Consider the following 26,363-nt stretch of genomic DNA (forward strand, 5'->3'; position numbering starts at 1 on the left):
ATTGCAAAATAAAAAATAGTTAAGTTTATGATTTTTATCAAATTAAAATGAGAAACATACGCATTTGCAGTTTAAGTTATTTAAATTTCCTGTGCAAAAAGAAACGCTTGTCTGATTTATAAGCTCAAACAAGCGTTAAAATATAACTTAAACCATCAATTTATAAATTTGTAACTAAAATCAATGGTTCTTATTTCGGTAGACCTATTCGCTTAAAGTCTGCCCGTAGCTCGCCATAAGTGATAAGAAATCAGTCTCATTCATAACAGCAATACCAAGTTTGGCTGCTTTTTCTAATTTCGAACCAGCCTTCTCACCCGCAACAACACATTTGGTCTTACTTGATACACTACCGCTTACACGCGCACCTAATGCTTGTAGCATTTGAGTCGCCTGATCACGGGTCATTTGCTCTAATGTGCCTGTTAACACCCAGCTTTCACCATTTAACGGCTGACGTGTTGGAGCTGTTGGCGCATCCCAATGAATCCCAGCTGCAATTAAGCGATCAAGCACTTCAATGTTATGTGGTGCCAAGAAAAAGTCAGCAATCCACTCTGCGGTAATATCACCAACATCTGGGGTTTTCTTTAAAGCTTCAACATCAGCAGCTTTAAGTGCTTCTAAAGTTTGGAAAGTATTGGCCAACATTCTAGCTGTTGTTTCACCCACCCCACGAATTCCCAGTGCATAGATAAAACGAGCAAGCGTTGTCTTCTTACTAGCTTCAATAGCATCAATCAGATTTTGTACCGATTTCTCACCCATTTTTTCAATACCGAGCAAAGTTTCTCGGTGCTCATGCAAATGGTAAATGTCGGCAACATCTTTAAGTAAATCGAGATGCAATAAAGACTCTACCCAGCGGTCCCCCAGACCTTCAATATCCAGTGCTTTACGTGATACGAAGTGACGAATGGCTTCAATTCGCTGTGCAGCACAGTAAAGTCCACCAGAACAACGTGCTAAAGCTTCCCCTTCAGGCATTACAACTGGTGAAGCACAAACAGGACAGCTTTCGGGAAGCTGCACCACATGATATTCTTGATCAACTAATCTCAAATCTGTCCAAACTTTTTCGACTTTAGGAATAACATCTCCACTACGGTAGACACCAACAGTATCCCCAACACGAACATCGAGGCGATGGATTTCGCCAATATTGTGTAGAGTTACATTAGAAACAGTCACTCCCCCAACATTAACAGGAACTAAGCGTGCTACCGGAGTTAAAGTGCCTGTACGACCAACTTGCCAATCAATCTGCTCAACTGTTGTCAGTGCTATCTCAGCAGGAAATTTATAAGCCACTGCCCATCTTGGAGCTCGACTTATGAAGCCTAGTTGTTTTTGTTGTTCTAGACTATTCACTTTAATGACCATTCCATCTATCTCTACTGTTAGATTTGGTCTTTCATTTATTAGTTTTTCATATTTTAATTGAGCTTGTTCAATACTATCCACAACCCAATGATCATAATTTTCAAAGCCAAAAGATAATAACCAGTCTAAATTTCCTCCTATTGTTTCTACATTATTGTCTGGAATACATTGAGCAATACCATAAGCATAAAAAGCTAAAGGTCTGGTCTTTGTTATTTGAGAATCCAATTGACGTAAACTACCAGCTGCAGCATTACGTGGATTAGCAAATTCTTTTTCTCCACGTTTTTTCAAATGTTTATTTAATTTTTTGAATCCAGCCTTTGGCATAAGTACTTCACCACGAACTTCCAGCAAACTTGGAATTTCAAAGTGATTTGAATGTAACACTTTAGGCAAATTACGAATCGTTTTAACGTTCTGGGTAATGTCTTCTCCAGTTTCGCCATCACCACGTGTAACACCACGTATTAACACACCGTTTTCATACCAAAGCGAAATCGCGAGACCGTCAAATTTTAATTCGACATCATATTGTACTTTTTGATTGGGTAACCGCTCTTCTACACGATTAGCAAAAGCAAATAACTCATCCTTATCAAAAACATTATTTAATGAAAGCATAGGAACTACATGAGTCACACTTTCAAATTTAGAGAGTGCTTGGCCGCCTACCTTTGTCGTTGGAGAATCTGATTGAACCTGATCAGGATATTGCTCTTCTAAAGCTTTTAACTGGTGAAATAAATGATCATATTCACTGTCCGAGATTGTCGGCTGATCCATCACATAATAGGCGTGGTTATGCTTTGCAATCAGTTGAATAAGCTGACGCATCTGTTCGATCACGGAAGTTGTTGCCATTATGTTATTCACCATAAAAAAGGGTGGAAATTTCTCCACCCTGAGCTGCGACTAGATATGTTGCAATTATCGCAACGAACGTAAAAAATTAAAACTAGGCGGTCGCATGTGCCGGACGATAATCAATCACATGATGACGCCAGTGCTCTTTTAACTGCGGCGTAAATTCAAGATTATTTTCATCATAAACTTTGCCATCAATTTCACGAGCAATTAAACCTGCAATACTCGCCATCATGTCAAAACCAGTTACAGCTTTACTGTTTGGAAGCGCAAGGAAAAATGCCAACCCTTGAACTTGTTCACTAGACAAGGTTTCAAGATCAAATCCAGCTGGTCCATTGTCTGTCATACGCAGTACTGAAAACATTAGTACGCTCGGCTCATCCGTATTTTCATAGCGATGGAAACATGACATTTCGCCATAACGTAAACCATATTTTAACAATACTTTAAGTGCTTTATCTCCAGACAACGCGCGACGCGGGTTCGGATAGACATTTAATGCAATAATCTGTTCAGCCATCGCTAATGCACTTTCATCATCATAGCGTTGCTGTTCATGCAAATGTACATCCAGAATATTACTCTCGCCTTCAAATTCAGCAATTTCGGCAGTTTCAATATTTGGGTTTAAACTCAACTCAGGCTCAGTTTTCAAGTTTTCTTCTGATAAAGCTTCAATTTCTGATTTAACAGAAACCGTATCAACTAACTCAGCTGAACTGTCTGTGTTAATGGTAGAGCTTTTTACAGTTTCTTCAGATTTAATCTGGTCCGAAGAATTTTCAACAGCGGGTTGAGTTTGTTCAGTTTGAATTGCTTTAACGGGTTCTACGGTCTCAATTTCTGACTGTTTTGTTTCAGGTACTTGTGACGGCGCAGCTTCGCTTAAAGTCGGCTCTACTCGCTCTACACTAGTCACCGCTACAGATTCAGCTTCAGTTTTCTCAAGCTGATCTCTCACGTGCCTAGGTATAACTGGTTGATTACTATCAGGATTGATATGCAAATCACTGTCTAATGAGGGTTCAGCATGGTTTGGCTTTTTTAAAATCATTTTTAAGCCAATTAGCATAATTATAATGGCAACAACGATGCCAATAATCGTATTGATTTCCATTCTATGACTCCGAAACTAACCCGTATTCTTTTGCCTGTTCTAAATCGACAGTGACTAATTTTGATGTACCCGGTTCAGGCATGGTCACACCCAACAAATCAGTTGCCATGGTCATCGCCAGCTTATTATGTGTAATGTAAATGAATTGTACATGTTCAGAAAGTTCTTTTACCAAATTACAATATCTCTGAACATTCGCATCATCAAGTGGTGCGTCCACTTCATCTAGTACACAAAACGGTGCCGGATTTAATCTAAAAATCGCAAATACTAATGCTAACGCTGTTAAAGCCTTTTCTCCACCGGAAAGTAATGCTAGAGAACTATTTTTCTTACCCGGTGGCCTTGCCATCAGTTTAACACCAGATTGCCAGTCATCTTCAAGACTTAAACTCGCCTCACCACCATTAAAAACCTTTGGAAACAGGTTTTGCAACTCCTGATTGATTTGATCAAAAGTTGTCATAAACAGCTTACGGGTTTCTTGATCAATGCTTTTCATCGCATCTTTTAGTTGAGTTACCGTATTTTCCAAATCTTGAATCTGGTGACTCAGCTCATCAAAACGCTGAGAAACTTCTTCAAACTCTTGTGAAGCGGCAAGGTTAACCGCTCCAATTTTTTCAAACTGTTTCTGTACTTTTTCCAGTTTTTGCTGGTGCTCGGTTAAATCTATTTGTAAGCCTTTTTGGAGTTCGGCATTTAGCTCTTTAAGCTGCTCTTGATAATGCTCACGATCTGACTTGGCTGCTTGCCATGCCAATCGTTTCTGTTCAAGTTGTTCTCTAAGCTGCTCATCTTTTTGTTGATATTGATGACGCTGATCGGTCAAAGTCTGCTGTTTTTCCTGCACACTATTGAGTTCAAGCTGCCATTCATTCCAGTTCTTTTGCAACTTTTCAGTTTGAGCAAATTGTTGCTGAAACTCTGACTCAAGATTTGGTAGCTCTAATTGAATAGGGTCAACAAACTTTTTCGCTTGCTCCATTTGAGCTGCAATTTGTTGATATTGGCTTTGCAAGAATGAGATATCTTTTTCAAGCAACTCAATCTGTTGAGTTGTCTGCGTGCTATTACGGCGTAAAATTTCACGTTCTTGTTGCTGATGTTGCAGGGCTTGTTGCTGCTCGTCTAGCTGTTCTGTTAATTCTTCTACCCGAAATTGCAAAGTTTTATAGTCAGGTAAAATGGTTTCGAGCTTAATTGCTAATGCATGCAAATCAATTTCAAGATCATCTTTTTGCATTGCATCTTCTTCAAGCTGCATGTCTAACTGACCAAGTTGATCTTTTAATTGCTGTTTTTGCAATAAAAATGCTTGTGCTGCGGTTTGTTGCTTGGCAATTTGCACATCAAGCTGTTGTAAGTCTTTTTGCTTTTGTTTCACAACCTGCTGCTTGTGCTGCACACCTAACTGTAATTGCGCTAATTCATCTTTTTGCTGAACTACAATTTGATCTAGTGTTTGTAATTGAGGTTGTTGCTTTTCAAGAGCTTGTTCAATTTCATCTAGACGAATACGGTGGCTCAGCATACCTTGTGCACTTTGACTTTCGTCATCATACATAAGGGCAATCACCCAATCCTGCCCGACATGATAACCATCTAAAGTCAGAATAGACTGACCATGTTGTAATTGCTTTTGCTCATTTAAAGCTTGAGTCAAATCTTGTGCAATCGCTACATTTGAAAAAATTGATAGCTTTGGCGATGCAATCCACTCATTCAAACAAACCAAGTTTCCTTTAAATTTATTTGTTTGCTCTGAAGGTTTTAGCTGGCGAGCAACTCCTTCTTGAAAGACTTGTTCGGTCTCAAGAATATGAGCTTGTAACCATTTTGCTAAAAACTTCTCAACAATCTGCGCATGTGGTTTACCTTGCTCTGTTAACTCTAGAGCTTGCATTAAACGTAGCGTATCTTGGTTTTGCTTTGGACTTTGTTTAGCAATAAGCTGGCTTAAGTTTTTCTGCTCTGATAATAAAACTTGGATTTCTGTTTTCAGAGTTTGCTGCTGATTTTTACTTGACTGGTGTTGCTGTTGAGATTGCTCTAAATGCAGTAATTGTTGCTCAATTTCAGTTTCAAGCGACGCGATTTCGCCCAGTAATTTCTGTTGCAGTTGCTCAAGCTCGCCCTGCTCATCTTCATGAACATGCGATTGAATTTGGTTTGCTTGATGTTGCAGCGTTTCTTTTTGCTGCTCAATGCGCTGAACATTTTTACCCAACTGTTCAATTTGAGCTGACATCTGCATTTTTTGCTGCTGTTGTTTTTCAACCTGAGCTTTTACTTGCTCAAACTGTTGTTGTGCTTGTTTCTGCTGAGATTGTAAATCAGCAAAGTTTTGTTCAGCCTCCGTCGCTGTATGCTCAACTCCAGTTAAAGCTTCTGTTTGTTCTTCTAGCTGATTATTCAGTGTTTCGAGTTGCAATTCAGAAAGCTGTAAACGTTCTTTAGTTTGGAATCTTTGCTGCTCTAACTGAACGAGAGTCGTACTATTTTGCTGGTATAGACTCTGTTTTTGTTCAAGAGTCATTTTAAGTTCAGATAGTTTCTTTTCAGCTTGTTGCCATTCTTGTTGTAGCGGTGAAGATTGCTGAATAAGTCGCTGAAACAAAGCACTGGTTGCTTCTAAATCATGTTCAATCGTGCTTAATTCTGAGCGAACCAATTTAAAGGTTTCACCCAATTCATTCATTTGAACGGTATATTCTTCTTGTAGGCGTACACTTTTCTCTGCCTGAAAAGACAAAATTTCAATTTTGAGCGTACGAATCTGGCTTTCTAAAGTTTTATATTGAACCGCTGCTTCCGACTGACGCTTAAGCGTTTTAAGCTGCGATTTTAACTCTAGTGCAATATCGTCTAAGCGTGAAAGGTTTTGCTCTGTATGTTCAAGATGCTGTAAAGTTTCACGGCGACGAGCCTGATAACGAGAAACACCCGCGGCTTCCTCAATGAACACACGCATTTCTTCAGGCTTGGCATCAACTAAGCGGTTAATCATGCCTTGCTCAATGACCGCATATGAGCGTGGTCCTAAGCCTGTTCCCAAGAAAATATCGGTAATATCACGGCGGCGACAACGTGTACCATTCAAGAAATATTCTGATTTACCTTCACGCGTGACCTGACGGCGAACAGCTAACTCATTATAAGCATTATACGATCCGCCCAACTTTCCATAAGTATTATCAAAGCGTAGCTCAACACTGGCCACACCAACGGGTTTACGTTTGGAAGTCCCCGTAAAAATAACATCTTGCATGCTACCACCACGGAGCTGACGAGCGTTTGACTCACCCATCACCCAGCGGATCGCATCGATTACATTGGATTTGCCACAACCATTTGGACCAACCACTGCTGTGCGGTTAGCCTTAAAATTTAAGGTTGTACTATCTGCAAAAGATTTAAAGCCGGAAAGTTTTAAACTGCTTAAACGCATAATGCCCTAACTAGCGGCGTGAGCGTCTTGCCCAAGCCAATTCAATCTGTTTCATTCGTGTCAGCGATTCCAACACAAGGTTACGTAAGTGTCGACAAAAATCTTCCATAAATAAAGCGGCTTGTTGTGATTTTCGGATTAAAATTGCATCAGTCACGAGTTTAAATAATGCAAATGCTTCTTGTAGTTCCCGCTTAGAGGTATTTAAGGTCAAAAAATAACTACGACGTAATGAAGGTAATAACTCTTTATAAAATTTCATTAGATAAGGATTCCCCACCATATCTTGCTGTTCAGCTAAATATTGGAAGACTCCATCATAAAATTTTTCGATATCACCTGCTTTGACATGCTCAAGAAGTTGCTCTAATAGCAACTGTAATTGATCTGCTTCATGCGCACGCCATGTTTCGCTCATGCGTTGTACAATATGCCCCAATAACATCATATTTGTATCAAACAACGCTTTAACTTGTTGTGCAGACATTTCTGAAACAATTGCCCCACGGCGTGGAAAAATCTCAATTAAATGAGTACGCTCTAATAATAACAATGCTTCACGAACTGATCCTCGGCTAACGTCAAGTTCTTTGGCAATACGTAGTTCTTGAATACGTTCGCCTTCTACTAGCTCGCCACTAATGATCTGTTCGCTAATATATTTGACAATTTGCTCAGAAAGACTTTCTGTGTCTTCGAGATTCATAAATCACCCGCTACTTTTTATATGCATTAATCCATGCTTTTCTTTCGCATCCTTGTTTTTAACTGATCCCATCGATTAAAAACTATGTCATTGTCTGACAATTTTATTGCATTTTAAGCCAACTCATTTAAAAACAACACCAAAATCAGATGAATAAAAGCCCCAAATGTTCTTATTTTACTGAATAAAAAAAGCTCGAATTTCTAAAAACTCAAGCTCTTAAATCGTAGTTCTAGTGAGATTAATATTTTACTCTCTAGTGCATAATCCCTTTATAAATAAAGTAACTACCTACCACCACTAACAGGCAAGCAAAACATTTTTTTAACATCTGCGGCGACAACGCATGAGCAACCTTTGCTCCAAACTTCGCTGTGACAAAACTCATGACACTAATGCCAATAAACGCATAGATATGTACATAACCAATCGTGTTAGGCACTGAGATTTGTTCTTTTGCACCAAACCACATAAAGCCAATCGCTCCAGCAACCGCAATTGGTAAACCGCAAGCGGCAGAAGTCGCGACTGCTTTTTGCATGACCACGCCATGACGGTTTAAGTATGGAACGGTTAAACTTCCTCCCCCAATTCCAAAAATTGCAGAGGCAATACCAATGCCACCGCCCGCCATGAATTGCATAGGGGTTGAAGGAAGCTGACGCGTTCGATCAACAACTACATGTGCTCCTTTAAACATCCGATAGGCCATCACAACCGCAAAAATACCAATAAGAAGTTGCAAATGCTGGCCAGACATCAGGTCGGCAATACCCGCCCCTAAAAATGAGCCCAACACCAGTCCAGGCGCTAAATTACGAAAAACAGGCCAAAGTACTGCACCCTTTTTATGATGAGCTGAAACAGAACTAAAAGACGTCACAATAATGGTTGCAAGCGATGTTCCGACTGCAATATGCATGATTACCGCGGGATCGTAGTGCAATTGGGTAAAAACCACATAGAGGATTGGTACAATAATTAGTCCACCACCAACCCCAAACAATCCGGCAGTAAAACCAGCAATTGCGCCAATGAGTAAATATATGATTAACTCCATAAATGTTTTACCACTCTGCTCATATTCAACATGGATTTAGAGACTCGCCAACTACAACAACTTTTAAGCGCAAAAAACCAGCTTCCAGAAGTGGTTTTATTAAAAGCAACCACAACTTCGACCAATGATGATATTCGTGAAATTGCCCAAAAAGGCATTACAACGGGCTTGGTTTGCAGTGCTCAACAAACTCAAGGGCGAGGTCAACATCAACGGCAATGGATTTCACCTGAAGGAAACATTTATTTAAGCACATTGGTGCAAACTCGAACACCCTTAGATGGTCGCTTAGCACTTGAAGTTGCTCTGAATATTTTGCAAATCCCCCAGTTACAAGCGCTGAATCTGCAAGTGAAATGGCCAAACGATTTATATAGTGCTCAGGGCAAATGGGGTGGAATTTTAGTCGAACCACTATCTCAGCATCAGGCTATTGTAGGTGTAGGTATTAATTTAAAAACACCACCAGTGACTGATAGTGATCAGCCAATTACCTCTTTAGAGGATTTAGGTCTAGAGCAAATGGGTCGTCTTGAGTTAATTTCAGAGCTCTATGTTGCCATTCAAAATGCTGCTCGCTGGTTTGATCATGGCTGCTACAATTTAGCGGGACGTTTTAACCATCATGCGGCGTGGATTAATCAGCTAGTTCAGTTTGAACATAGTCAAGGACTGGTACATGGCCGTTTCGTTGGAATTTCCAATGAAGGTGCAGTAATTCTTGAAACTCCAGAACCACAGCAGTTTTATCAAGGTCGTCTAAGACCACAAATAACTCAGTAATCAGGTATTTTCCCCATGAAAAGTTTATGGCTTGATATCGGAAACACTCGTTTAAAATACTGGATTACTGAAAATCAGCAAATTATTGAACATGCAGCTGAGCTACATTTGCAGTCTCCTGCCGATTTATTACTTGGGTTAATCCAACACTTTAAACATCAAGGTCTACATCGCATTGGAATTTCTTCGGTACTTGATACCGAGAATAATCAACGCATTCAGCAGATTTTAAAATGGCTTGAAATTCCAGTAGTTTTTGCGAAAGTTCACTCTGAATATGCAGGTTTACAGTGTGGTTATGAAGTTCCAAGTCAACTCGGGATTGACCGCTGGTTACAAGTGTTAGCTGTAGCTCAAGCAGATGAAAACTATTGCATTATTGGTTGCGGAACAGCGCTCACAATTGACCTAACTCAAGGTAAACAGCATTTAGGAGGTTACATCCTGCCTAATTTGTATTTGCAGCGAGATGCTCTTATTCAAAATACCAAGGGTATTAAAATTCCAGACTCAGCTTTTGACAATCTAAATCCGGGTAATAACACTGTAGATGCAGTACATCACGGTATTTTATTAGGCCTGATTAGTACCATTGAAAATATTATGCAGCAATCACCTAAAAAGCTGCTGCTGACTGGTGGTGATGCAAAACTACTTGCCAAGTTCTTACAAAAATATGAGCCTGTGGTAGAAACTGATCTTTTACTCAAAGGGTTACAGCAATATATTGCTCATTACCCTAAAGATTAAAATACAGAACAAAATAAAAGGCGCTATATGCGCCTTTTATTTTATGGATTTATTTCTTTTGGTCATTATTACCAAACAGTGGTCCCATTCCGCCACCGCCGCCGCCAAATTGCTTTTGCATATTGCCTAATGAACGCATCATTTTGCTCATACCAGATGGATTCGCAAATTTCTTCATCATTTTAGCCATTTGCGCTTGTTGCTTAATGAGTTTGTTCACTTCAGCAACATCCATACCACAACCTGCCGCAATACGTTTTTTACGACTTGGGTTCATTAAGTCCGGATTACGGCGCTCTTTAACAGTCATTGACTGGATAATCGCTTCCATCTTCTTGACTTGTTTTTCAGGGTTCGCTTGCTCAATCGCTTGCTGAATTCCTGCACCGCTCATGCCAGGCAACTTGTCTAAGAAGCCCATCATACCGCCCATTTTTTTCATTTGCTCAAATTGCATCAGCATATCTTCAAAGTTGAAGCTACCGCCTTTTTGCAATTTTTTCGCCATTTTTTCGGCTTTTTCTTTGTCGATTTTGCGTTCAACTTCTTCGACTAAAGAAAGTACGTCACCCATACCTAAAATACGTTGAGCAACACGGTCCGGATGGAATGGTTCTAAGGCATCAAGCTTCTCGCCCATACCCAAGAACTTGATTGGCTTACCTGTAATAGCACGCACAGAAAGTGCTGCACCACCACGTGCATCACCATCAGTTTTAGTAAGAATTACACCTGTAAGTGCCAAAGCATCATTGAATGCTTTTGCTGTATTTGCAGCATCCTGACCTGTCATGGCATCAACCACAAACAAAGTTTCAGTCGGCTTAACTGCTGCATGTAATTCTTTAATTTCGTCCATCATGTCTGCATCGACATGTAGACGGCCTGCCGTATCGACAATCAATACATCAGCAAACTGGATTTTTGCCTGTTCAATTGCACGATTAACAATATCAATTGGCTTTTCAGAAGGATCTGAAGGAATAAAGCCTGCACCAACTTCATTTGAAACAGTTTCTAACTGTTTAATCGCTGCCGGACGGTAAACGTCGGCAGAGACAGTCATTACTTTTTTCTTTTGACGTTCTTTTAAGAAACGTGCCAGCTTGGCAGCAGTTGTGGTTTTACCTGCACCTTGTAAACCAGCAAGTAATACTACAACAGGAGGTTTCGCACTTAAATCAAGTGTTTCATTCGCCTCACCCATCATCTTGGTGAGTTCGTCATAGACAATTTTTACAAATGCCTGGCCTGGTGATAACTGAGTCATCACTTCTTGGCCCAATGCCTCTTCCTTAACTTTCGCGATAAATTCACGAGTTACAGGTAACGCGACATCGGCTTCAAGAAGTGCCATACGTACTTCACGTAAGGTATCTTTAATATTGTCTTCGGTCAGCTGCCCTGAGCCAGTAACATTTCTTAAACTCTGTGTGAGTCGTTCTGTTAAGGTATCAAACATTGCAAAATCCGCTTAAAATGGCTAGTTGCAAAAAAATCTTTCTCGAAATAGAAAATTTATGCATAGAATGCTATAGGATACTTTAGTTCGCAGCGAATTTATATCTTATATAGATGAATTAATCCTGAAAAAGGTTTGACATGATTAGCCTCCCCTTGGTTTATACAATTTTGGCACTCATCGCATATACCACTTCTTTCTGGTATCTGTTTATTCGTTTAATGTCAAAACGTGAACCAAACTCATGGTTATTTGCTTTTGTTACTATCTTGGCATTAGTACTGCACGGCACAGTTTTATGCGATGCCATGCTTACACCAGCAGGAATTAACTACGATGTATTTAACCTGATGTCTTTTACATCAGGGCTTATGTTATTGTTAAGCTTAATTTTTAGTACTTTCCGCCCTATTCTGCCATTAAATTTGTTAGGCATTCCTGTCGCAGCTATTGGTCTTATTTTAGGGTTTGCCTTTAGTCGACCAGATCAATTTATTGAACAGCATTCGTTAGGACTTGATACTCATATCATTCTTTCGCTTTCTGCCTATGCAGTTTTACTGATGGCAACCATACATGCGATCTTAATGTGGTTCCAAAACCGTGAACTCAAAAAGAAACAAAAAAAACGTTTCTGGGTCAACTTACTCCCGCCAATTCAGGCGATGGAATCTTTATTATTTGACCTAATCATTACAGGTTTCATTTTATTAACAATTGCGCTTACATTTGGTTTTTTAACAATTGATAGCTTCTTTGCTCAGCATCTCGCTCATAAAACCGTATTTAGTATTATTTCTTGGTTTATCTATGGCTCATTACTGATCGGCCATTACAAACTTGGCTGGAGAGGTCAAAAAGCAATTCGTTTTACCTTAATGGGTTTTGTACTTTTAGCGATTGGATTTATCGGCAGTAAATTTGTGCTTGAGATGATCTTAGGGCGCTAGAGAAATTAAAATTTAATCGATACTAGACAGCGTTATGCATATCCCGTATAACGCTGTTTTCGTTTTACTCAGGTGACACAGACTGTGAAACTCATACTCGCTCCAATGGAAGGTTTAACTGACCCGATCATGCGGGATACACTCACATCTGTTGGTGATTTCGACTGGTGTGTGACCGAATTTATTCGCGTTACAGACAGTATTTTGCCAGACCACATCTATTATAGTTTTTGTCCTGAACTAAAAAATGATGGTAAAACAGCAGCAGGTACGCCTGTTCATGTTCAGTTCCTAGGTAATAACCCAGATATGCTGGCAGCAAACGCAGCAAAAGTTGTTGAATTGGGTGCACCTGCAATCGACCTTAATTTCGGTTGTCCTGCAAAAACCGTTAATCGACATCGTGGTGGTTCAGTCCTTCTTGATGAACCAGATGTTGTGCATCTGCTGATTAAAGCAGTAAGAGATGCTGTACCTGCACACATTCCTGTTTCAGCAAAAATGCGTTTAGGTTACCTCGATGAAAACCATACAATGGAAAATGCCCACGCTGTTGAAGATGCAGGTGCAAGCTGGTTAACTGTACATGCTCGAACTAAAGCAGATGGCTATACACCACCAGCTTATTGGGAAAAAATTCTACCTATTAAAGAAGCTTTAAAAATTAATGTGATTGCTAACGGTGAAATCTGGACCAATGCTGATGCTAGAGCTTGTCAGCAACAATCTGGTTGTGAAGACTTAATGATTGGCCGTGGTGCGGTAACGACTCCAGATTTAACACAATGCATTCGCCAAAATATGGATGAAGCATTATTTAGTTGGGAACAACTTGTTGATTTACAAATTCGCTTTTTAAACGGTCAAGCAAAAACAGAAATTGGGATGGTTGGTCGTTATAAGCAGTGGTTAGGCATGATGACCAAAGCCTATCCTCAAGCGAAAGAATTATGGGACCAAGTGAAACGTATTAAAGCTTTAGATGAAATTGTTCAACAATTAGAACACACCAGATCAGATACTATTTAACTCGGCATAGCCTTTAAAAAAAGAGGGCGATTATTTTCATAGTCGCCCTCTCGTATTTCAGGTTAAGCTATTATTCTTTTTTAAAAGCCGCTTACTTTCATTTTAAAGTCAGTTACAGAAACACCAGTGACACCAAAACTCCCCATAGAACCATTAGGTAAATTATTAAACGTTGTTGTATTTTGAGTAGCCATATTTCCTAAAGTGACATTATTAAGTGAAGCATCAAATTTACTAGATGCACCTGTATTCCCAAAAGTTAATCCAGTTGGATCAACACCTGCATAAAAACCATCTAACACAAAACCAGTTGAGGTATTTGTTCCTGCAAACTTAAACCCAAATGTAGCACCCGTATTATCGGACACTAAAGTAATTGGGCAACCCGTAGCAGCAGAACAAATAGATTGAATTGCTCCACCAAATTTAACCATAACGGATTGGGCAGCATGACCCAGTTGAATATTTAAACGAGGTTTATTGGTTTGTACAAAGTTAATATCTAGATTTCCAGTAGAGCGAATGATTTCTTTTACACCCGTATTTACTGTCGTTCCCGAACTAAAAATTGATTTTGGTGCATAACTTGTTAATGCATAATCGGATGGGCTAGATAAAGATGTACTTGGGGCTAAATAAACTGAAAAAGGTAGAAGTCGAATTCCGTTTACATCATTCCCCATAGATATAGCTAAATTTAAAAAAGGATTTCCACCCCCGGCATCGGTATCCATTGCAATATTAAAAGAAGGATTACCCGATACAGCGGCTTTAATAAACTCTATACCAGGAACTGGATTAGTAGAGTTTCCAGCAATGACAAAACCAGCCTTGCTGTTATAAGAAGTTGAAGCAATACCGTTAGTATCAATGAGTGCGACTTGATTAAATTTAACTTTATCGGCCTGAATTCCTAAAGTTAAACCATTTTGGCCCGTCGTTGCTGCAAGGCTTTGATCATCCAAAGGTTGCATTGCAAAAACACTTGAACTACTGACAAGTAGCAGCCAAAATCCTATATTTTTATTCTTCATGTCGCTCTAATCCTTAAGAGACAAACGCTTATTATTTGTTCAGACTATCAGAATAATATTTAAGTACAAAGCAATTATCTCTATAACCCGACGAATGCAAATCCAATCACACTAAAATAAAATTTATATAAAAAAGTGACGATAATCGTCACTTTTTTATATTAGTTAAAGGCCCCATTTCTAGGCACAATACTAAAGCTACTATTTAAACGTCCACCAGTAATTGCAAGCTCACCTAAACGTGCTCCAGCTCCTGTTGAAGGCGGATAGAAATTAATATCTTTAACACGTAATGCGCCGTCAATACTCTTATCAGGGTTAAAATAAACCGCCGTATTTACGCCAACTTTACCTAAACCGCTTGTTGTATCTTTACCCACAACCAAAGCACTATTAAACGCTAGCTTTCCTGTAATATTGTCAAAACCAATTGCAGAACCATCAATCGGATCACTAATTTGAACCGTATTTCCAGTTGCTGTCGCAGGCACTGTGAAATCGCCGAGTACAGTTAATGCACTACCATCTGCAATTGAACTATTTGGCACAATTGATAAGTTAAGATCGCCACCTAAACGGAGTTTTAGACCAAATAAGACATCATTATTTTTGGCAAAATTATCAATAGGTGAAGTACATGAACCCGTCGCTGGACAAGTTTTATATTTAGCCCCTGGTAAATAACCAGCTGCAATTTCTGTTGATAAAGCAAGTAGCATCTCTTTTAAACTAATATTAAGACTGCCATTTTCTAAACCAATACTTCCATTGCCTTTGAGGAACATATCAATATTACGTAAGCCCATGTAATAATCAGTAGGACTACCACCATTATTAGCATTTGGAGAACCATCAATTAATAAAATTGAGGTTGTTTTAGTTCCAGTCGCATCACGTCCCGTAGTTCCAGCAGCAATACCAAAACCTAAACGCGAAGTGGTTCCAGATGCAGCTACAGCATTTCGAATAGGCTTACCATTTGCATCTTTGGTATAGTAATAGGCACTATTTGCTGGTGCATCTAAACCATATACAGCAGCGTTAGCATTTAAGTTATAAAAAGGTAAGGCTAAGCCCCACTGGTTATTTGCACCATTGTCTGCAAACTGATTGGCAGCAGCAACATTTGCACTTGTCGTAAAACGACCGCGTCTTGAAAATGCTTGAAACTCTGCTCCACGCATCGCAAGAATTAAGCTAAACGGATTAGTGACCGTATCACGGTGAATGTTATGTTGATAATCAGCAGTTGTTGTTAAAGTACCCGACCCTAAACGAATTGCATTTAAAGTCGCGTTGTTTGGCATTAATAACGTTTTTGTATCAGCAAGATTTAAATAAATATTTCCGCTATCAAAATAACCACGCGTAGCTGAGTTAAGGCCTGTTAAATTACCAAATTCGAAACCATAAGCATTCAGACCTGCTCCACCAATTTCTAAAGTGGTTGCTTTGCCATCTGAGCCTAGCATTGAGTCATTATCTTTAGTGAATTCACCTTTCATACGAAAGGCAATTCCAGAATTACCTAAAATACTATTACTTGAGCCCGTACCCGCAGCGGTATTTGCTGTACCTAATATTGTTGTATCTGACGTACCATCCATACCACGGACTTGTAAATAACTATTTACCATACGTCCGCTAGCACCTAAACGAATCAAGCCTTTCGCATTTTGGGGACTATTGGTTGCATCTAAAGCATAAGGGTTAGTTTTATCGATATTAGAACTTAACATGACCTCAATATTCAGGCCTGAATTAGTTACTTTTCCACTACTGTCTACATATGTGCCTGCTGTTAGACCAGAAGCTGAATCTGCTACACGATTAAAATCAACATAGCCATAGGTACTATTTGGGGTTTGTCCTACACCAGCGACATTAGTTCCAGTATTTGTCTGTAAAACCACGCCACGAATTGGGTCAATCAGCATGGCTCCTTTACCAACAAAATTAAAGTTAAAATTTCTTAAAATTAACTGATTTAGCTGACTACGAGCATCTAATTGCCCTAAATAAATATTGGCATTATTAATACCAAGCGTCATGCTTGACTGACTATTTGCATTAAATAGACCATCTTGGGTTGTAAGTGCCAAATTTAAAGGAGAGGTCGTTTGAATAGCTAACTGCCCTAAAGTTGGCGAGCATGTAGCTGAACTATTACAAACTTTAACGCTATTTACGGTAATAAGTGATGGACTGCTTTGCATAGAAAAGTCGAGTCCAGTTTTACCCGTAGTTGGGTTACTCCCTACATCTAAACGGTAATTTGTACTTAAAGGCTGACTAGATGCATTACTTTTTTGAACTTTTATCCCGCTCGCTTGAGCTCTTAAGACCTGATCTGCACTACTAGGTGTACCTGCATGATCATCCCAGTAAGCATTATCAATATTGATTTCATTAAACGTCGTTTGAATCGAAATCCCATCTTGCCCATTAACAGCACTCATGTCAGCATCTGTTAAAGCTTCTAAAGCAAAAGCATGTCCGCTCACTAACAACATGCTGGTTGTTAATGCGTTTAAAATAAACTTTGAGCTGTGATTTTCTTTATTTTTTTTCATCACTTCAGTTCCTTTGAAATCTACATTAACCCTTAACAACGAGGATGGCTGCCATCACAGCTAAAGACCATGACTTTTCCTTGGATAGCCAAATTCCCATTCATCATCAAGCCCATAAAACCAGTTTCACGTCCATGGTCATACACCGATGGTGTTGCAGTAGCAACTTGCTGGTTTGCACTATTAGCAGTGGCCGCATAAGTTGGCTTTTTGAAATATGCATAATCATACATATTTGCACTCGACCCTTGCGCTGTTGTTGAGCTGGTAAAGTTATCTTGCTCAATTGATAAAGCATTAAAACCAAAGTTACGAATTAAAATTGGCTGTGCCGCACTAAAACTAAGCTGAATAGCAGGCTTAATCATTTCAGTATTATTTTTATCCAAATACTTTAAATCAGCGCCATCCAAACCCATCTTTTGAATATTTAAAGTACCTTGTACGCCTTTAAATACGAGCCAAAGTTTATTACCACTATCACTATTTTCGGCCCAACCACTTGGTTTCGTTGCATCTGCTTGTACAAAACGCTTATTAATTGCCAAGCCAAGATGGCAAAACTCTACGCTCTCACAGACACCACCACTACCATTGTCAAATACACCGTTAGCTGTTTGGTTTAAATTGAGCATTAAAGATAAATCAGCACCCGCTTGACCATTTATGGCCTGTAATGCTTCATTATCTAAAGTTTGTAGCTCTGCATGAGTGACCGTTGCACAAAGAGCGAGGATTAAAGTACTTATTTTTTTCATAGCATTCTCCTCCTCTTATAGACCTTTAGTTGTCAGTTTCAAGTGTTGGATTAAAACACCGTCAATGACAGCAGAACCCATGTTATTACTAATCGAAGAACTAATTTGTGAACTGGATAATTTATATGTATTCAAGTCAGCATTAGGCGTGGTTGTAGACCAACGTCCATTGTTATAAAGTGCATCAGGTAAAGGCGTACCATTTGGTACAACATATTGTGCACCATTACCCGCATCTGTAGTGGTATAACCTGTATTATTTACTGTCGGGTTATAATAAGAAGTACTATCAATATTAGCCCAATTCGCTCCTTGAGAATCAAATTTTAATCCTGAACCCGCATTTCCAGTCCAGCCTGTTGCTGTACGATATTGCCAAGTATCATAACAAGTAAAAATTAAACTACATGTATAACTACCCGCTCGACGTTCTTGATTTTGTAGTTGATAAAAGTTTTTAGTTTGTGTGGTAGCGGCAACTGTACCTGTTGGCAATTTTCCAAATGAAATGCCGACTGCATCTTGAGTACTATTCCCTTTAAATGCCTCTAAGGTATTATTCGCCGCATTATAAACAGTCGATCCTATTGAAATACTACTATGCGTTGCGCTAGAACCCTGATAACTTTTACCACCCAATGTTAAATTAGTGCCACATTGATAAATATTACAAGTAGAACCGAGATAACTACTATCAGTTCCAGTATAGTCAGTATAGATTTTCTTATAAATTTCAGGTTTATTCGGAATACGAGCTAGTTCTAAACTAAAGTTTTTACCATCCGAGCTTAAAACCAATGGTTGATATAAAGAGCCCAACACAAGGTTAATATTCGGGTTATAGAGGTATAAACCTTCATTCGCATCAAAAGTTGGGGCAATTCCCCCATTAATTGCAGGGGTTACCAAATTACCCTGCCCAGTACCAGATTCACGTGTGCTTAAACGTAACACATTACTCATTGCATTGTCAGTTGGTGCAGTCCATGAACCAGTTGATGTAACAGTCGTAGTCTGGCTACGAATACGATATAACCAGTCTGAACTTGGCGAGTTATTACTTGGTGCCCCAGTATATTGGGTGCTATAGCGATTTACCCATGGTCCAACTGCTGATGTAGGAGTATTTGAAGTAATCGTTGCTCTTAAATTAGAGGCATCCCCACTATTTAAACGTACTACTCCAGCAAAGCCTAAAGTATTATTGTAGAAGGGGCTCATTCCTCCTGCAGATGTCGCTCCACCTAGTGTCTGGAAAAGCTGTAAACGACTGCCGTTTAAACTAAAGTTATTCCACACTCCTTGTAAACGAAGACGGTTTGCACGGCTTGCATCTGTACTTGTGCCGATCAAACCATTTGCATCACCATAATTAAATTGATCTGACGCACCATTTATTTTATTGGGATTTCGGACAAAAATATCTGTCCATAAGCCTAGTTTTAGCTTATAAGCGTCAATACCTGCAGAATCCTTCGTTCCGACTTCATATAAAGGGGCTTCTAAAGCTAAGTAAGTTACCTGACATGTTGGATCAGTCGCACCTGTACAATTATTAGCACTAAAATTCGGCACTGAGTTTTCAGTCGCAACTTTGAAAATCCAAGGGTTAACAGCAGTACCCCAGCTTGAGATTGCAGCAGCTGCATCAGTAGAAGCAAGGCGAGTATTTATATCATTATCAGATTTAGAAAGTGCCAAGCCATAAAGAAAAATATCAGCTTTACCTACTGCACGGTCGCCAGAATCAATCGAACCATTTTTATTAGTATCAGCAGCTGTCATACTTAAAGGACCAACAGGTACGTAATTGATATAACCTGTATCTTTAGTACGATCAGTTAAAATCTGACTTGAGGTTTCATTTGCACCTGCACCACGAAATACCATATAAGTATTCTGTGGCAAGATAGCAATACCTTCACCTGTAGTTTCACTTAAGCCCGCATCAGAAAGTTCTTCGAGCGCGAAACTAGGTTGGCTTATACAAAGCCCAATTAAACTTGCCAAAACGGTTTTTTGAAACCTTACCGTATAATTAAGTGTAGTCATCTTGACCTTCCTGTTTTATACGATGCCGTGCACCATATTTATTTTTCTTTAACAATCCTTGAGGTCAGGTGAATTTCTCCTTTTCACCTTATGCAAAGAGACAAATCTAAAAGATATTGCCAACTTTTCCACATTTCCATTATGTGCAATATTTGCACATTTCCATTATGTGCAATATTTGCACAAATGCAAAAAAAAAGGCATAAAAATCTAAATTTCCGATGAATGAAATAGTTTAAACTTTTAGCAAAATTTTACATTTGCTCCATGACAGTTAGGTGCGAAACTTTGATTTTTTAAAACCAAATTGCTTAATGACATCTGTACTGGAGTTGCACCTGCTAAATTTAAGTTGCCAATATTAATCGTGCTACCACCAATACAACTTAAAAGACCTACAGCACCGCAGTCTACTTTTGTATCGCCTCTTGTACCCGTACTTAATTTCTCACTTACAAGTGCTAAAGTCTCTTCAATTGTTTTATTTGCAATACTTACAGAATCGACCGGAGTAATATCTCCAATATCAATTGGATTTGAAAGTTCTAACCACCAGCCTCGCTGCGCTATCGATTTAGAACCAGGCCAACGTATATCATTTCCCTGAAGCGATAATGAAACAGGGGAACCATTTAAGTTAGCTTTGTGGAAAAATCCCAAATCTTCTGAAATATCAACATTCACAGTTAAATTATTAATAGAACCTGTAACAGATTTATCTAAATTTAAAATTCCTGCCGCCATAGCCTTAATATTACCTGATACATTAATACCACTTACCGTTGCTGTGGCTTTTAATGGCGCTACAGAAATACGTTTACCAGTAATTGTTTGCTGAGGTAGAACTAAAGTACCAGTCAATTTATCAGTTGAGTTGCCAGCTGCATCTGTCGTTAAATTCAATGTATAGTCATATGTCTTAAAAGGTACACAAGCTAGATACCCACAAGCTTCACCAGAAATTTGAGTATTATTCACATCAGCTGGTCTCAAACCACTTACAGGATTTACTTTAACTGTACCTCCAGCTTGAGCAACCTCCATATAACCACTTAAAGAATTAATACCACTTTTAGTTGGTCCATTTTCAGTACCAAAAGTTAATAAACCTTCGATAGCCTCTGCACTTACTCGCATCCCAGTTACTTCGCGTAACGAAGTACTATTAGGATTTTTAATTGCAAATTCAATAAATGGATTAGTTATTTTTGCAGATGAACTAGCGCGGCCATCATTTGTATCAGAAATACCACTCAAACTTAAGTTATCAATATCAATATCACATGCTCCAGTACCATTAACACCGCCACACCCTAATTGAAGCTTGCGTATATTAGTATTAATTTCGACATCAGCATCTAAACCTAATTTATAAAAACCCACATTGCTATTACTATCACGCAATTTTTCTAAGTTTGCAGAGTCCGTAGGCGCAATATAAGACATACTCATCAAGGCTTGGCCCCGAGTTGCTGATAGTTCCGAATCTGACATAGGGACTAGTGTAGAAGCAGCGTAAGCTGAAGAAAAACATAAGCTTCCGAGTGTCAAAAGTGCTACTCGAAGTGACGTAAACTGTCGCATGGCCGACCTCCGTATCCGTGGGGGCTTAATCCTGTTTAATTTCTTTTTATTTGGCCTATCTACATTTGATAATGTATTTAACTAAACATTATCAAAGAGAGCCTATATCAATCATATTTGCTTTTAAATTCTGTGATGCAGAACAAAAAAACAAATCAATTATTGATCATTTTATATCATTTTCTACAAAAGGAAACTGTCGTTTATCATAATTCCGATAAACGCTTCCCACAAAAATTTTATTTATAAAATTGGGCCACCTAAGTGACCCATTATTTTTTAAAATCTTTTCATCAAGGAAACATTAAGTTTTAGGAAGTGTAACACCTGTTTGACCTTGGTATTTACCACCACGGTCTTTATAAGAGGTTTCACATACTTCATCACTTTCAAAGAATAGCATTTGTGCTACGCCTTCCCCTGCATAAATACGTGCAGGTAAATTTGTTGTATTTGAAAATTCTAAAGTAACGTGACCTTCCCATTCAGGTTCTAATGGAGTCACATTTACAATAATACCGCAACGAGCGTAGGTCGATTTACCTAAGCACACTGTTAACACATTGCGAGGAATACGGAAATATTCAATTGTACGAGCTAGGGCAAATGAGTTTGGCGGAATAATACAAACATCAGACTCAATATCGATAAAACTTTTGTCATCAAAATTCTTTGGATCGACAATTGCAGAATGTACGTTTGTAAAAACCTTGAATTCACGGGCACAGCGTACATCATAACCATAGCTAGAGACCCCGTAGGAAATCAACTTTTCACCATTTTCATCAAAACGGACTTGATTCTCTGCATAAGGTTCAATCATGCCGTGTTTTTCGCTCATTTCGCGAATCCAACGATCAGACTTAATGGCCATGTATTTTCTATCCAAAAGGTAAATTCATTGATTTCGACGTACTTTAACTTAAAAAACCAATTATGAAAACAACACAGAGCTACTCAAATAAATAAGAATAGCTCAGCTGCACATTTAGAGGTTCAATAAAGCAGAATAACTAATTGGAATTGAAAAGCTGACCAATACAAGTGAAGCTGTTTTTTGTAAGTTAGTTTGATTTAACCAACCTACTTTCTTAGAAGCTAAAACCGATCCCAAGAAAATCCAGAACAATGCAATTGGGGTAATAAGCGCTAAATAAGCCATCATATGAATTAAATAAATATGAAAATTACTCCATGCACCTACTGGGAAAATTGCTGAGGCAAACAGTAATGCTTTTGGGTTTAATAGAGTGGCGCAGAATAACTCACGAGCACGAATCGTTGGCTGATTTAATTCAACTTCTTGATTTGCCGTATGCCATAACTTGATGGCTAAGAAAATAATATAGCAAGCGCTCAATAGCTTTAGAATAGGCGGCAGCATTGGTAGTGTGCTAGACACTTTTCCAATCAGCATTCCCCATGCAGAAATAGAGATGACATAACCTAAAACTTCTGCTGGAATAAGTTTTACTGACTTCCTTAAACCCACTTGTACCCCAGAAGAAGCGAGTAAGGTATTGGTTGGACCAGGAGTAAGTAAAATTGTGGCTACTAAGCCAATAAAAAGCCATGAAATCATTGAATGACCTCACAATATAGTCATCTCAGATTAATAGATATCCTGTCACAAGGCAAAAGGTAATTGTAAGACAAAGTATTTCAAATTATTTTCAAAATAAAAATAAAGTATATAAAAACAAATATTTATAAAATTATCACATAAAGTCGAGAAGAAAACTTTACGGTCGGTTGTTATACTTTTCAAATAGATTCTGAGTTAAGTAACATAACTATTTTTATTTTAAGTCTATTTTTCCATCAAAAGTCTTTATAATAAAAAATATATAGCAATGGTAAGTTTAAATTTTAAGCTTTTAATAAGTTTCAATTCATATATTGTTTCTGATTTTTTATATAGAGCATCGCGCTTTACTACCCTTAATGATTATGGCAAAGCATTTTTTTCAATCTTGGCTTCCCTCCCCCGAGAAAGTTTCAAATATGAAATTTCTAAGGATTTTTGGTAAAAAGACCCTTAATCCTGTGCTTTGGTATGTCAATCGAAAATCAATCACCCGAGCTGTTTTTGTCGGAACTTTTTTTGGTTTACTGCCTATTCCTTTTCACAGCGTATTTATTGTGATGGCGGTATTACTATTTGAAGTAAATTTACCAATTAGCTTGATGCTCGCTTGGTTAAGTAACCCGCTTACATTAGTTCCTATTCTATATATCGGTTTTTGGTTTGGTGCACACATTTTTCATGTGCATATGATTAATAAAGAAATGTTGCTAGGTGTATTGCATCAGATTTCTCGTTGGATTACTCATTTCGGCCATGGCCACATTGATTTGAGTCTTGCGAAAATCTTGATGACTGGACTTGTTGTAGAAGCTTTTGTATTTGCTGTCATTTTATATATATGTACAGAAATTTTCTGGCGCTGGATGGTCGTTAAAAATTGGAAAAGTAGACATCTTCAAAAGAAGCAAGAAGAGGTTTTATAAAAGCTTCACTCTTCTTGCATAAGTTTAAATCATTATTTTGGCAGTTTTGATTTCATATATTCTTCGGCCACATTAAGCACATATTCTTGGCAAGCCTCTCCTGTACCAGGGTCATAAGCTCCGTTATTGGTAATATTATTAGATAAGATTCGAATGCCTAAAAACGGAACGTTCAACTGACTTGCAATTTGCGCAACAGATGCTGCTTCCATTTCTTCAACAGAAGTACCATAACGTTGATGGAAAAATTGAATACGGTCAAGTTCATTATTCCAAACATCTGCTGAACCAATCGTTCCTTCAACCACCTCACCTTTATCATAACGGACTTTATGTGCTGCCATTAACAACTCTTGGTCACCTTCAAATTTGCGTATTGCAATCGGTTCTGGGTCAGATTCCAGAGTTGGTAAAACATCAAAGGCCTCAACCCATGTAAGTGAGTTTGAACCACCACCCACTGGCTGTTTAGGAGTTCTAAACGCACCAATATTGGTTGTATATTTTCCTAAAACAATATCGTAAACGTGCAAATCAGGATCATGTCCACCTGAAGTTCCCTGATTAATGATCGCAATCGGTTTATAACGCTCAATCGCTAGAGCAGTTGCTGCAGCAGAGTTACTCATACCCATGCGAGTTTTAGAAATAATCATTGGATAACCGTTATAGGTACCCTTCCAGAATTTCCACCCACCAATTTCTTCAATAGTCTTATTCTCTAATTTTGAAGCCATTTTTTCCGATTCTACTGGCAAAGCACCCTGAATAATGATCGGCTGTAACTTCTGTTTTTGTTCCTGAACTGTTGGGGTTTGTGAAGCAGATGAGTTGTCATCGTTACATCCAACAAAAAATAAAGCGCTACATAAACTGATTACGCCCAAACTATACTTAAATTGCATTTTTTAACCTTTCTTTTTAAAAAGTGTAAAGTAGCAATCTGCATGCCAATTTCAAGTTCAGCTTTGTTATTTAGATTCAGTAATTTAATTTTTTATTTTAATCAGATGATAAAAAACCCGACTTAAAGCCAGGTTTTAATAAATTAGAAAATACGCTTATCATTACGTGTGCGTTGAGGGATTTTTTCAATCTGCTGCCAGACTGCTTTAGCAATCTCAATATAACTATCAGCCGCATCATCCATTGCCACAACACTCGGTTTACCCTGATCAGCATGTTCACGTATTTGAGCATTTAGAGGCAAACGGCCTAGCAATGGAATATGGTATTGCTCGGAAAGCTTATCACCACCACCGATACCAAAAATTTGCTCTTCATGACCACAGTTTGAGCAAATATGAGTCGACATGTTTTCGACGACACCTAATACTGGAATACCAACTTTATTAAATAACTCAATTCCTTTGGTAGCATCAAGCAAGGCAACATTTTGTGGAGTAGTCACAATGATGGAGCCTGTAACCGGAATACGCTGTGCAAGCGTAAGCTGAATATCACCAGTACCTGGTGGCATATCAATCATGAGTACATCTAAATCAGGCCAAAGTGTTTGATTAAACAATTGCATTAGAGCGCCTGTTGCCTTTGGTCCACGCCATGCAACAGGTGTGTTGTTATCACCAGTTAAATGACCAATAGAAAGCACAGCCATACCATAAGCATCTAAAGGTACAAAATTTTCACTTTCAATAAGTGGAGTTTTGCCAGCGTTTCCTAGCATTGTGGGAATACTTGGACCATAGATGTCAGCATCTAATACCCCAACCTTAAGACCCATTTTTTGCAAGGCAAGCGCCAAATTGACGGTAGTTGTCGATTTACCAACGCCACCCTTTCCAGATGAAACTAAAATAACATTCTTAATGCGAGGGTGAAGTGGAACATCTCTTTGTTGCGGAGCGGCTTTTTGAATCGGTGGATTATTTGGATCTGGTTCTGATTTAGGTGAGGCATCAAGCACAGGAGGTAAATTTGAACTTTCTTGTGTAGGGCGCTTTTGTTGAACCACGTGTAAATTAAGTTCTTCAATACCGCACTTTTCTAATGCACCCGCTAAATCATCATGGATTTGCTGCAAATGCTCTTTTTCATCAGGAAATGTATTAATCGTAAGTTGTAATACACGACCTTGAACCTGAAGCTGACTAATGCGCTCCTTTAAAGCATCTTTCGAATGCGGTAATAAATAATTTTGGAGTACGGTTTGGATTTCATCTTCTTTCACCTCTTGTGCGGGTGAAAAAACGGACTTTAATGAAGAAAGCCAAGACATATTGTTTACTCCAAAAACAGATCATTACAGCTTAATGGAGATAGTGTAACA

At 38.6% G+C, this 26,363-nt stretch carries 20 protein-coding genes; 5 read left to right on the top strand and 15 right to left on the bottom strand.

The annotated features are described in order from the left end of the window. Positions 1-204: 204 nt before the first annotated feature. The 5 genes from ligA to AW165_RS13740 form a co-directional block, all read right to left on the bottom strand. Entirely contained in the window at positions 205-2,247 is a 2,043-nt protein-coding gene (gene ligA, locus AW165_RS13720; protein ID WP_060466131.1) for an NAD-dependent DNA ligase LigA, read from the bottom strand. A 94-nt stretch (positions 2,248-2,341) separates the two neighbouring features. Next, a complete protein-coding gene (locus AW165_RS13725) occupies positions 2,342-3,370 on the bottom strand; it encodes a cell division protein ZipA C-terminal FtsZ-binding domain-containing protein (RefSeq protein WP_060466132.1) in 1,029 nt (342 codons plus the stop codon). Position 3,371: 1 nt separating this feature from the next. Then, complete coding sequence (smc, locus tag AW165_RS13730) at positions 3,372-6,821, bottom strand: chromosome segregation protein SMC (RefSeq protein WP_060466133.1); 3,450 nt, start codon at positions 6,819-6,821, stop codon at positions 3,372-3,374. 10 nt (positions 6,822-6,831) lie between these two features. After that, positions 6,832-7,527 (bottom strand): GntR family transcriptional regulator, encoded by a 696-nt coding sequence (locus tag AW165_RS13735; RefSeq protein ID WP_002120391.1) that lies wholly within the window; start codon positions 7,525-7,527, stop codon positions 6,832-6,834. Between the two features lie 256 nt (positions 7,528-7,783). Then, positions 7,784-8,587 (bottom strand): sulfite exporter TauE/SafE family protein, encoded by an 804-nt coding sequence (locus tag AW165_RS13740; protein WP_060466134.1) that lies wholly within the window; start codon positions 8,585-8,587, stop codon positions 7,784-7,786. A 30-nt stretch (positions 8,588-8,617) separates the two neighbouring features. On the opposite strand from AW165_RS13740, the gene AW165_RS13745 reads away from it, so the two are divergent. Both AW165_RS13745 and AW165_RS13750 read left to right on the top strand, forming a co-directional pair. After that, a complete protein-coding gene (locus AW165_RS13745) occupies positions 8,618-9,370 on the top strand; it encodes a biotin--[acetyl-CoA-carboxylase] ligase (protein WP_060466135.1) in 753 nt (250 codons plus the stop codon). Positions 9,371-9,385: 15 nt separating this feature from the next. Further along, the gene (locus AW165_RS13750) at positions 9,386-10,120 is read left to right on the top strand and encodes a pantothenate kinase (protein WP_060466136.1); all 735 of its coding nucleotides are present in this window, start codon (positions 9,386-9,388) and stop codon (positions 10,118-10,120) included. 49 nt (positions 10,121-10,169) lie between these two features. Here AW165_RS13750 and ffh read toward each other — a convergent pair whose 3' ends face one another. After that, positions 10,170-11,582 (bottom strand): signal recognition particle protein, encoded by a 1,413-nt coding sequence (gene ffh, locus AW165_RS13755; RefSeq protein WP_002120334.1) that lies wholly within the window; start codon positions 11,580-11,582, stop codon positions 10,170-10,172. 140 nt (positions 11,583-11,722) lie between these two features. Here ffh and AW165_RS13760 point away from each other — a divergent pair, with 140 nt between their 5' ends. Further along, positions 11,723-12,532, top strand: a complete 810-nt coding sequence (locus AW165_RS13760; protein WP_002120294.1) for a cytochrome C assembly family protein — start codon at positions 11,723-11,725, stop codon at positions 12,530-12,532. A gap of 84 nt (positions 12,533-12,616) precedes the next feature. After that, complete coding sequence (locus AW165_RS13765; protein WP_025464116.1) at positions 12,617-13,561, top strand: tRNA dihydrouridine synthase; 945 nt, start codon at positions 12,617-12,619, stop codon at positions 13,559-13,561. A gap of 80 nt (positions 13,562-13,641) precedes the next feature. Here the strand turns inward: AW165_RS13765 and AW165_RS13770 are convergent, their stop codons facing one another. From AW165_RS13770 to AW165_RS13800, 7 genes are all read right to left on the bottom strand, one after another. Next, complete coding sequence (locus tag AW165_RS13770; RefSeq protein ID WP_060466137.1) at positions 13,642-14,595, bottom strand: DUF6160 family protein; 954 nt, start codon at positions 14,593-14,595, stop codon at positions 13,642-13,644. 161 nt (positions 14,596-14,756) lie between these two features. After that, the gene (locus tag AW165_RS13775; RefSeq protein WP_060466138.1) at positions 14,757-17,168 is read right to left on the bottom strand and encodes a DUF6160 family protein; all 2,412 of its coding nucleotides are present in this window, start codon (positions 17,166-17,168) and stop codon (positions 14,757-14,759) included. A gap of 32 nt (positions 17,169-17,200) precedes the next feature. Further along, positions 17,201-17,926, bottom strand: a complete 726-nt coding sequence (locus AW165_RS13780) for a DUF6160 family protein (protein WP_060466139.1) — start codon at positions 17,924-17,926, stop codon at positions 17,201-17,203. A 15-nt stretch (positions 17,927-17,941) separates the two neighbouring features. Continuing rightward, positions 17,942-19,978: a hypothetical protein gene (locus AW165_RS13785; protein ID WP_060466140.1), complete on the bottom strand. Its 2,037-nt coding sequence runs from the start codon at positions 19,976-19,978 to the stop codon at positions 17,942-17,944. Positions 19,979-20,221: 243 nt separating this feature from the next. After that, positions 20,222-21,562 carry a hypothetical protein gene (locus tag AW165_RS13790; RefSeq protein WP_060466141.1) on the bottom strand — a complete coding sequence of 447 codons (1,341 nt, stop codon included), beginning with the start codon at positions 21,560-21,562 and terminating at the stop codon, positions 20,222-20,224. A 304-nt stretch (positions 21,563-21,866) separates the two neighbouring features. Further along, on the bottom strand, positions 21,867-22,436 hold the full coding sequence (gene dcd / locus AW165_RS13795; RefSeq protein ID WP_003653416.1) for a dCTP deaminase: 570 nt from the start codon (positions 22,434-22,436) through the stop codon (positions 21,867-21,869). A gap of 114 nt (positions 22,437-22,550) precedes the next feature. Continuing rightward, positions 22,551-23,144, bottom strand: a complete 594-nt coding sequence (locus AW165_RS13800; protein ID WP_032004285.1) for a LysE family translocator — start codon at positions 23,142-23,144, stop codon at positions 22,551-22,553. Positions 23,145-23,506: 362 nt separating this feature from the next. On the opposite strand from AW165_RS13800, the gene AW165_RS13805 reads away from it, so the two are divergent. After that, the gene (locus tag AW165_RS13805; RefSeq protein ID WP_212823871.1) at positions 23,507-24,073 is read left to right on the top strand and encodes a DUF2062 domain-containing protein; all 567 of its coding nucleotides are present in this window, start codon (positions 23,507-23,509) and stop codon (positions 24,071-24,073) included. 32 nt (positions 24,074-24,105) lie between these two features. Here the strand turns inward: AW165_RS13805 and AW165_RS13810 are convergent, their stop codons facing one another. Together AW165_RS13810 and apbC are read right to left on the bottom strand one after the other, a co-directional pair. After that, positions 24,106-24,978: a 5'-methylthioadenosine/S-adenosylhomocysteine nucleosidase gene (locus tag AW165_RS13810; protein ID WP_060466143.1), complete on the bottom strand. Its 873-nt coding sequence runs from the start codon at positions 24,976-24,978 to the stop codon at positions 24,106-24,108. 143 nt (positions 24,979-25,121) lie between these two features. Next, positions 25,122-26,312, bottom strand: a complete 1,191-nt coding sequence (gene apbC / locus AW165_RS13815) for an iron-sulfur cluster carrier protein ApbC (protein WP_060466144.1) — start codon at positions 26,310-26,312, stop codon at positions 25,122-25,124. Positions 26,313-26,363: the final 51 nt, after the last annotated feature.

It is taken from the genome of Acinetobacter sp. LMB-5, assembly GCF_001541635.1.
Classification (GTDB): domain Bacteria; phylum Pseudomonadota; class Gammaproteobacteria; order Pseudomonadales; family Moraxellaceae; genus Acinetobacter; species Acinetobacter pittii.

What these genes read in the sequence shown, in the direction of transcription:
- AW165_RS13740 (WP_060466134.1), bottom strand. Translation starts at nt 8,587, where the DNA reads ATGGAGTTAATCATATATTTACTCATTGGCGCAATTGCTGGTTTTACT.
- dcd (WP_003653416.1), bottom strand. Translation starts at nt 22,436, where the DNA reads ATGGCCATTAAGTCTGATCGTTGGATTCGCGAAATGAGCGAAAAACAC.
- AW165_RS13745 (WP_060466135.1), top strand. Translation starts at nt 8,618, where the DNA reads ATGGATTTAGAGACTCGCCAACTACAACAACTTTTAAGCGCAAAAAAC.
- AW165_RS13760 (WP_002120294.1), top strand. Translation starts at nt 11,723, where the DNA reads ATGATTAGCCTCCCCTTGGTTTATACAATTTTGGCACTCATCGCATAT.
- AW165_RS13735 (WP_002120391.1), bottom strand. Translation starts at nt 7,527, where the DNA reads ATGAATCTCGAAGACACAGAAAGTCTTTCTGAGCAAATTGTCAAATAT.
- smc (WP_060466133.1), bottom strand. Translation starts at nt 6,821, where the DNA reads ATGCGTTTAAGCAGTTTAAAACTTTCCGGCTTTAAATCTTTTGCAGAT.
- AW165_RS13790 (WP_060466141.1), bottom strand. Translation starts at nt 21,562, where the DNA reads ATGCGACAGTTTACGTCACTTCGAGTAGCACTTTTGACACTCGGAAGC.
- AW165_RS13780 (WP_060466139.1), bottom strand. Translation starts at nt 17,926, where the DNA reads ATGAAAAAAATAAGTACTTTAATCCTCGCTCTTTGTGCAACGGTCACT.
- ffh (WP_002120334.1), bottom strand. Translation starts at nt 11,582, where the DNA reads ATGTTTGATACCTTAACAGAACGACTCACACAGAGTTTAAGAAATGTT.
- AW165_RS13775 (WP_060466138.1), bottom strand. Translation starts at nt 17,168, where the DNA reads ATGAAAAAAAATAAAGAAAATCACAGCTCAAAGTTTATTTTAAACGCA.
- AW165_RS13810 (WP_060466143.1), bottom strand. Translation starts at nt 24,978, where the DNA reads ATGCAATTTAAGTATAGTTTGGGCGTAATCAGTTTATGTAGCGCTTTA.
- AW165_RS13750 (WP_060466136.1), top strand. Translation starts at nt 9,386, where the DNA reads ATGAAAAGTTTATGGCTTGATATCGGAAACACTCGTTTAAAATACTGG.
- AW165_RS13770 (WP_060466137.1), bottom strand. Translation starts at nt 14,595, where the DNA reads ATGAAGAATAAAAATATAGGATTTTGGCTGCTACTTGTCAGTAGTTCA.
- apbC (WP_060466144.1), bottom strand. Translation starts at nt 26,312, where the DNA reads ATGTCTTGGCTTTCTTCATTAAAGTCCGTTTTTTCACCCGCACAAGAG.
- AW165_RS13805 (WP_212823871.1), top strand. Translation starts at nt 23,507, where the DNA reads ATGATTATGGCAAAGCATTTTTTTCAATCTTGGCTTCCCTCCCCCGAG.
- ligA (WP_060466131.1), bottom strand. Translation starts at nt 2,247, where the DNA reads ATGGCAACAACTTCCGTGATCGAACAGATGCGTCAGCTTATTCAACTG.
- AW165_RS13800 (WP_032004285.1), bottom strand. Translation starts at nt 23,144, where the DNA reads ATGATTTCATGGCTTTTTATTGGCTTAGTAGCCACAATTTTACTTACT.
- AW165_RS13725 (WP_060466132.1), bottom strand. Translation starts at nt 3,370, where the DNA reads ATGGAAATCAATACGATTATTGGCATCGTTGTTGCCATTATAATTATG.
- AW165_RS13785 (WP_060466140.1), bottom strand. Translation starts at nt 19,978, where the DNA reads ATGACTACACTTAATTATACGGTAAGGTTTCAAAAAACCGTTTTGGCA.